We start from the raw sequence: 7231 nt of genomic DNA, 5'->3' as shown, positions 1-7231 counted from the left end.
GGGGTGCTAGAGCAATCCCATTTAGGACTTTCCTAGTGATTATTATCTCAGGTACCACACAGTACTAAAACAAAAAGATTATTTTTAAGGAAAATCATCGTGAGATGATTACAAAACATATATTACGAGGAGGAGGATATTATGGTAGGAATTATTCTTGCCAGCCATGGCGGATTCGCTGAAGGAATTTATCAATCTGGCGAAATGATCTTCGGTAAACAAGAAAATGTTAAGGCATGCATCTTGAAACCGAGTGAAGGTCCAGATGACATTCGTAAAAAGATGGAAGACGCCATTGCTTCATTTGATGATCCAGAACAAGTATTATTCCTGATCGATCTTTGGGGTGGAACCCCATTTAATCAGGCAAATAACTTGTTCGATAAGCATCAAGATACGTGGGCAATTGTTACCGGCTTGAACTTACCAATGCTGATCGAAGCATATGGTGCTCGATTGCAAGATGGAATTACGGCACAACAAATTGCCAAACAGATTATGGAACCTGCTAAAAATGGTGTAAAGGTTCGGCCTGAAAGTATTCAACCTGAAACCGAAAAGCCACAACAGGTTCAAAGTAACGGTGCAAATACTGTTAGCTCAATTCCAGAAGGAACAGTTCTTGGCGATGGACATATCAAATATTCATTGATTCGAATTGATTCACGGTTGCTTCACGGCCAAGTTGCTACTGCTTGGACAAAATCAGTTCGTCCAGACCGGATCATTGTTGTTTCAGACAACGTTTCAAAAGACAAGTTACGGAAGAACATGATTATTCAGGCTGCTCCTCCTGGTGTTCGGGCAAACGTTGTTCCAATTAAGAAAATGATCGAAGTTTCAAAAGATCCGCGGTTTGGAGCAACGAAGGCATTGGTCCTCTTTGAAAACCCAGAAGATGCCTTGAAAGCAATTGAAGGCGGCGTTGACATTAAGACGCTAAACATTGGTTCAATGGCTCACTCTGAAGGTAAGGTTGCCGTAAACAAGGTTCTTTCATTAAATGAAAAGGATGTTGAAACATACGACAAGTTAAATGAAATGGGAATCAAGTTCGATGTCCGGAAAGTTCCAAATGATTCACCAGAAAACATGATGGATCTTGTTAATAAGGCTCGTGAAGAGTTAGCGAAAAAGAAATAGTAAGGAGGAAGACAAATGTCTATCGTTCAAGCAATTTTAGTAATTATCATTGCATTCTTTGCCGGGATGGATGGTATTTTAGATGAATTTGAATTTTATCAACCGCTTGTTACTTGTACATTGATTGGTTTGGTAACAGGAAACTTGACTGCCGGAATTATTCTTGGTGGGACATTACAAATGATCGTTTTAGGATGGGCTAACATCGGTGCGGCTGTTGCCCCAGATATTGCCTTTGCTTCAACTGCATCAGCAATTGTTTTAGCAATGGGTAACTTAGGTGTTAAAGGGGTTGGAACCGCCGTTGCCATGGCTGTTCCATTCGCCGTTGCCGGATTAGTTATGAACATGATCGTGCGGACAATCTGTGTTGGGATTACCCACGCAATGGATAAGGCTGCTGAAGAAGTTAGCTTTAAGAAGATGAACATGTGGCAAACAGTTGCAATTATTTTACAAGGTTTACGTGTTGCTATTCCTTGTGGATTATTACTTATTATCCCAACTCACACAGTTCAACACATGTTAAATGCAATTCCTTCATGGTTATCAGCCGGAATGACAATCGGTGGTGGCATGGTTGTTGCCGTTGGTTACGCAATGGTTATCAACATGATGGCTACTAAGGAAACATGGCCATTCTTCATTGTTGGTTTTGTAATTGCTGCTTTAACAAAATTAACATTGTTAGCAATCGGTGCTTTAGCTGTTGCAATTACATTAATGTACTTGAACCTTGATAAAAAAGGTGGCAATGGCGGTAACGGCGGTGGCGATAGCAATACCGGCGATCCGTTAGGCGATATTCTAGATGACTACTAAAATGAAGGAGCGTGAAAAGAATGACTGAAAAAGAAAATCGAATTAAAGTTGATAAGAAAACACGTTTCAAAGTTGCAGCTCGTTCACAATTCTTACAAGGATCATGGAACTATGAACGGATGCAAAACGGCGGTTATGCATTTTCAATGATTCCTGCAATCAAGAAATTATATAAGACGGATGAAGATCGTCAAGCAGCTTTAAAGCGCCACATGGAATTCTTTAACACGACCCCATTTATGGCTTCACCAATTATTGGGGTTACGTTAGCCCTTGAAGAAGAACGCGCTAACGGTGGCGATGTTGATGACGAAGCAATCAACGGGGTTAAGGTCGGAATGATGGGCCCGTTGGCTGGTGTTGGTGACCCAGTCTTTTGGTTCACGGTTCGTCCGATCTTAGGTGCTTTATGTGCTTCACTTGCGATGAGCGGGAACATTTTAGGACCGATTATGTTCTTCGTTGTTTGGAACCTGTTTCGTTGGGGCTTCCAATGGTACACTCAAGAATTTGGCTACAAAGCTGGTTCTGCAATTACCGACGACTTATCAGGAACAATGATGCAAGACGTAACTCGTGGGGCTTCAATGCTTGGAATGTTTGTCCTTGGTTCATTGATTCAACGGTGGGTTAAGATTGATTTCAAACCGATTGTTTCAAAGGTTCAATTACAAAAAGGTGCTTACATTGACTGGCACTCACTTCCTTCAGGCCATGAAGGGATCCAAAAAGCACTTGAACTTTATAACAATGGTCAAGGTCAAGCTTTATCATCCGTTAAGATCACAACAATGCAAAATGTTCTTGATCAATTAATTCCAGGATTAGCTGGATTACTTTTAACATTCCTTTGCATGTGGTTACTTAAGAAGAAGGTTTCACCAATTTGGATCATTATCGGAATCTTCATCGTTGGTATTTTAGGCCACGTCGTTGGTTTACTTTAATAATTACTTTGGAATAGAGGAAAGATGAATGGTTGAATCATTAAATTCGAAAGCAGATATTGTTGAAAAAGCGGTTTATCACCATGGAACTGGAACGTATGGTCAGATTATGGTTGGGAACAAAGCGTTTGAGTTTTATGGGGATAATGTAAATCATTATTTGCAGATTCCGTGGGATGAAGTTAATAAAATTATTGCTTCATTATATTTCAAGGGGAAGTATATTCCGCGTTTTGCGATTCAAACCAAAGAAGGAAAAATGTACATTTTTTCATCAAAAGAACCAAAAAAGGTATTACGTGCTTGTCGAAATTATATTGATTCAAATAACATTGTTCGTTCATTAACTTTCTTCCAAGTATTAAAGCGAAACATTAAACGAATAATTAAAGCGAATAAATAGCAAAAGAAGCTCTGGATCAAACCAGAGCTTCTTTTATTTGTTTTTTCGATGGAAAAGATTATGGATTCCTCTTCGAATCACTTGGAAAAATGTAAGCGAACGCACAATATGGTCAGCATTGATATGTTCCCGGCAAGCACGCAAAACAGCTTTTGGATGCCGTGCTGCAAACGGAAATATTCCATTTTGTTTAGTTTGAATTGCAAACCTTGGAATCCATCTGCCTTTAAAATATACAGAAGCGATTATCAAATCCACTTCATTCCATGGAATTTGAATATAGTCCTTGGGATTTTTAGAATTGTAAAATTCAAAAGCCTTATCTCCAATCATAATCTGACCGTAAGTCGCCATTCCAATGAAAGAAGTCGCTTTATCAACAAATTCTGCTTTTGTATTTTGTGATTGTGCAATTTCCATTTATCATTTTCCCTTCTCGATTCTAAAGTAATCCGATTAAGTGACCGACAATTCCGACGGCAAATAATCCAATAATAATCCAAATTGGTGAAACGTTCTTTTTCAAAAGCCACATGCAAAGGAACGTAATTAGCAATCCTGCCAGTCCAGGAATCAATTGGTCAAAAATGTTTTGCATTGTTGTAACCTTAGTTGATGATAATGCAAGACCTTGACCGTTGTTGTAAAGTTCAAGTGCTTTTTGAACACCTGCATGACCTGAAGGAAGTGAACTCCAGTCAATATATGTTCCTTTTTGCATTTTAGCAGTTGATACAATTGGTTTAAAATCAACCTTAACCCATCGATCAATTAATCCACCAAGGACAAACATTCCCATCATCGAGGCACCGCGCGTAACATCGTGTAGAAGTGAACCCGAAACATCTTCAGTGATTTTTGAACCGGCCTTATAGCCAAATTCCTGTAAGTTCCACATAAAAATTCCACGAATTAAGTTCCATAAAACGAAGAACAGAATTGGACCTAACACGTTTCCTGAAATCGCCATTGCACCACATAATGATCCCAGAATTGGCCGTAATGTGAACAGGAAGATTGGATCCCCAATCCCGGCTAAAGGTCCCATCATTCCGACTTTAACCCCTGAAATTGCACTATCATCAACATCTGCACCATTTGCTTTGTCTTGTTCCAATGAAAGAACAACCCCTAAAATTGGTGAGAATAATTCAGGTGTAGTGTTAAAGAATTCAAGGTGCCGCTTTAATGCTTCTGCCCGATCCGCTTCTGATTTATACAATTTCTTGATGGCAGGAATCATTGAATAGCAAACACCACCGTTTTGCATCCGTTCATAGTTAAATGAACCAAGGATCAATGTTGAACGCAAAAAGGCTTTAAATCGATCTTTTTTTGATAAAACAACTTTTGCTTCTTCAGCCATTTCGAATTCCTCCTTATTTTAGTAATCATCTAGAATATCGCCTAACGGATCACCGGTATTGCTGTTTCCGCCGCCTCCGTTATTGTTTCCATGCTTATCCAGATTGAGATAAATAAGTGTAAAGGCAACTCCTAAAAGACCTAAAGCAAGCAATGTTAATTGATTAATTGCAGCAATTACAAAACCGATAATGAAGAATGGCCATACTTCCTTTGTAGCCATCATGTTGATAACCATTGCGTAACCAACAGCAACAACTAAGCCACCACCGATTGTCATTCCGTCGTTGAGCCATGATGGAATTGCGTTCAAAAGTGCTTGAACATCATGAGCAGGGATGAATAACAAAAGACCAGCTGGAATTGCAACCCGAAGTCCTTGGCAAACCATTGCGATATAGTGCCACATTTCAACTTGTCTGAAGTTGGCTTTCTTAGCAGCCGCGTCCATAAAGTGAACAAATGAGACAGATAATGTCCGAACTAACATCGTAAGCATTAATCCGGCAACAGCTAATGGAATCGCCATGGCAACGGCTGTATTTACGCCGCTAACACCCTTGTTGCCTAACATTAAAATAATTGCAGAAGCAACCCCGGCTAATGATGTATCAGGTGCCATCGCAGCTCCAACGTTTGCCCAGCCTAAGACGATCATTTGAAGTGTTCCACCTAGAACTAAGCCAGCAGTTAACTGTCCGCATACTAATCCAATCAATGTACATACAACAATTGGTTGATAAAATTGAAAAATATCAAGAACACTGTCCACACCCGCTAAGAAAGCAATAATGAGGACTAAAATAATTGACATTGTCGACATAGTATTTCCTCCTTATTATGCTTTTTGTTTTCCTTCTGCTAATCCCTTACTTGCTTTATCAAGCAATTCAGAAATATCATCTGAAGATGAAGAAGGAAGCATTTTAACGTCGAATTTCAAACCATCTTTAATCAATTCTTTATAAGTATCAATGTCTGTCTGATCAAGTGACACTGCTTTTGTAACGGCTACTTTTCCAACCTTGTGAGCCATTGAACCAACGTTAATGGTTTTACCTTTCAAATCAAGCCCCGCATTTACAGCTTTCAAAATATCTTCGGGTGTTTCGAAAAGGACCAGTGCGTGAGTAGCACCAAACCTTGGGTCTTTTGAAACTTCGACCATCTTTTTAATCGGAACAACATTAGCGTGAACACCAGGAGGAGCCGCCTGCATAATCATGTTCTTTCTAAGTTTGTCCTTCGCAACTGAATCTGAGACAACAATAATTCGGTCTGGTTTAACCGTCTTTGTCCATGAAGTAGCAACCTGTCCGTGAAGCAACCGTGAGTCGATCCGAACCAAACCGAATTTGATGTGACCGTCGCCTAAAACTGTTCCTTCAGGGATGGCACCGGTTGGTTGCTTACTTTCAGCAGCTTTTGGTGCTTCCTTCTTTGGAACAAGTCCTTCAGGTAAGGTCTTGATTCCGTCCTTGGCAGAACCAACGATTTGTTTGGCAATCTCACGAGCCGTAATTCCATCTTGCAACCGGGCACCGTATGCTTCGATCAGCATTGGTAAGTTCAAGCCGGTAACAATTGCCCATGTATCTTTGTGTTCAGCAAACAAATTGCTTGCTTGGTTGAATGGAGTACCACTCCAAAGGTCAATTAAGAATAATACTTGTTCTGGATCATCAAATGAAGCAATGGCGTCTTCCATCTTTTTACGAATATCATCTGGGCCTTCACTTGGTTTCAAGATGCATGCCTTAACATTTTCTTGTTTACCGAAGATCATTTCGCCAGATTGATAAATTCCTTCAGCGAATCCGCCATGGCTAGCAAGGATAATTCCTACCATAATGTTTTCCTCCTTTGGTGCATTCTTAATTTTGCAAAACCTACTCGGTAATCAAATGCTTATCAATCAAAATCTGCCAGAGATCTTTCGGATTATCACTTGATACTTTCCGAATCTCAAGCTGAATTTCATGCTGATGAAGAAGTTGAAAAACTTGAATGTCTCGTTGACTAACAGCGACAGTATCGCTAATCATCTTTTTGGAATTGTCAAAGCTTAAAGAACCAATATTGATTCTTGAAACTTCAATTCCGCTAAGGATTAATCGCAAAGCATCCTGGGGAGATTCAACTAGTAATAAAACTTTTTCTCCATCAAAACGAAAATTTAAATTTATTTGAATAAATACCTTGACCTTAAAACGTAAGGTTGATAAAATATAAAAGTCGTCATTAGACAGGTATGTTTTGACAATTAGTTTTTAAATTTAGTTGTTGACATCAAGCATATTAAATGATATTATTTAATAGTTGTCTTTTGACAAAAGTTGTAGATCTTTGAAAACTGAACAATGTTTCGACACACAAATGTGCAGGGCAATTCATGAAAATGAATGCAATAACATTTGCGAAGTCAATTCGCTAGTAATTACGAGTCACAAACTTATAAATTGAGAGTTTGATCCTGGCTCAGGACGAACGCTGGCGGCGTGCCTAATACATGCAAGTCGAACGAGAATTTTTTACACCGAGTGCTTGCACT

At 39.3% G+C, this 7231-nt stretch carries 9 protein-coding genes and 1 rRNA gene; 5 read left to right on the top strand and 5 right to left on the bottom strand.

What is annotated here, in order from left to right; genetic code table 11:
• Positions 1 to 141: 141 nt before the first annotated feature.
• The 4 genes from A3O17_RS05690 to A3O17_RS05675 are packed head-to-tail and all read left to right on the top strand — an operon-like array spanning position 142 to position 3315.
• Positions 142 to 1143, top strand: a complete 1002-nt coding sequence (locus A3O17_RS05690) for a PTS sugar transporter subunit IIB (RefSeq protein WP_064212845.1) — start codon at positions 142 to 144, stop codon at positions 1141 to 1143.
• Between the two features lie 15 nt (positions 1144 to 1158).
• The gene (locus tag A3O17_RS05685; protein ID WP_064212846.1) at positions 1159 to 1965 is read left to right on the top strand and encodes a PTS mannose/fructose/sorbose transporter subunit IIC; all 807 of its coding nucleotides are present in this window, start codon (positions 1159 to 1161) and stop codon (positions 1963 to 1965) included.
• 20 nt (positions 1966 to 1985) lie between these two features.
• Positions 1986 to 2912 (top strand): PTS system mannose/fructose/sorbose family transporter subunit IID, encoded by a 927-nt coding sequence (locus tag A3O17_RS05680; RefSeq protein WP_064208590.1) that lies wholly within the window; start codon positions 1986 to 1988, stop codon positions 2910 to 2912.
• 28 nt (positions 2913 to 2940) lie between these two features.
• Entirely contained in the window at positions 2941 to 3315 is a 375-nt protein-coding gene (locus A3O17_RS05675; protein ID WP_064208591.1) for a DUF956 family protein, read from the top strand.
• 33 nt (positions 3316 to 3348) lie between these two features.
• Here A3O17_RS05675 and A3O17_RS05670 read toward each other — a convergent pair whose 3' ends face one another.
• Genes A3O17_RS05670 through A3O17_RS07805 form a run of 5 tightly spaced genes read right to left on the bottom strand, consistent with a single transcriptional unit; the run spans position 3349 to position 6908 of the window.
• Positions 3349 to 3729: a DUF956 family protein gene (locus tag A3O17_RS05670; RefSeq protein ID WP_064212851.1), complete on the bottom strand. Its 381-nt coding sequence runs from the start codon at positions 3727 to 3729 to the stop codon at positions 3349 to 3351.
• 28 nt (positions 3730 to 3757) lie between these two features.
• Positions 3758 to 4681: a PTS system mannose/fructose/sorbose family transporter subunit IID gene (locus A3O17_RS05665; RefSeq protein WP_064212847.1), complete on the bottom strand. Its 924-nt coding sequence runs from the start codon at positions 4679 to 4681 to the stop codon at positions 3758 to 3760.
• Between the two features lie 18 nt (positions 4682 to 4699).
• Complete coding sequence (locus tag A3O17_RS05660) at positions 4700 to 5503, bottom strand: PTS mannose/fructose/sorbose transporter subunit IIC (protein ID WP_064212848.1); 804 nt, start codon at positions 5501 to 5503, stop codon at positions 4700 to 4702.
• Between the two features lie 15 nt (positions 5504 to 5518).
• Positions 5519 to 6529 (bottom strand): PTS sugar transporter subunit IIB, encoded by a 1011-nt coding sequence (locus tag A3O17_RS05655; RefSeq protein ID WP_064212849.1) that lies wholly within the window; start codon positions 6527 to 6529, stop codon positions 5519 to 5521.
• A 40-nt stretch (positions 6530 to 6569) separates the two neighbouring features.
• Positions 6570 to 6908: a PTS sugar transporter subunit IIB gene (locus tag A3O17_RS07805; protein WP_225354717.1), complete on the bottom strand. Its 339-nt coding sequence runs from the start codon at positions 6906 to 6908 to the stop codon at positions 6570 to 6572.
• A 227-nt stretch (positions 6909 to 7135) separates the two neighbouring features.
• On the opposite strand from A3O17_RS07805, the gene A3O17_RS05645 reads away from it, so the two are divergent.
• A 16S ribosomal RNA gene (locus A3O17_RS05645) occupies positions 7136 to 7231 on the top strand; the annotation flags it as partial.

This window comes from Ligilactobacillus aviarius (assembly GCF_001654615.1).
Taxonomy (GTDB): Bacteria; Bacillota; Bacilli; order Lactobacillales; family Lactobacillaceae; genus Ligilactobacillus; species Ligilactobacillus aviarius_B.
Note: the sequence above shows the minus strand (reverse complement) of the source record. Positions and strands in the feature narration are given on the sequence as shown.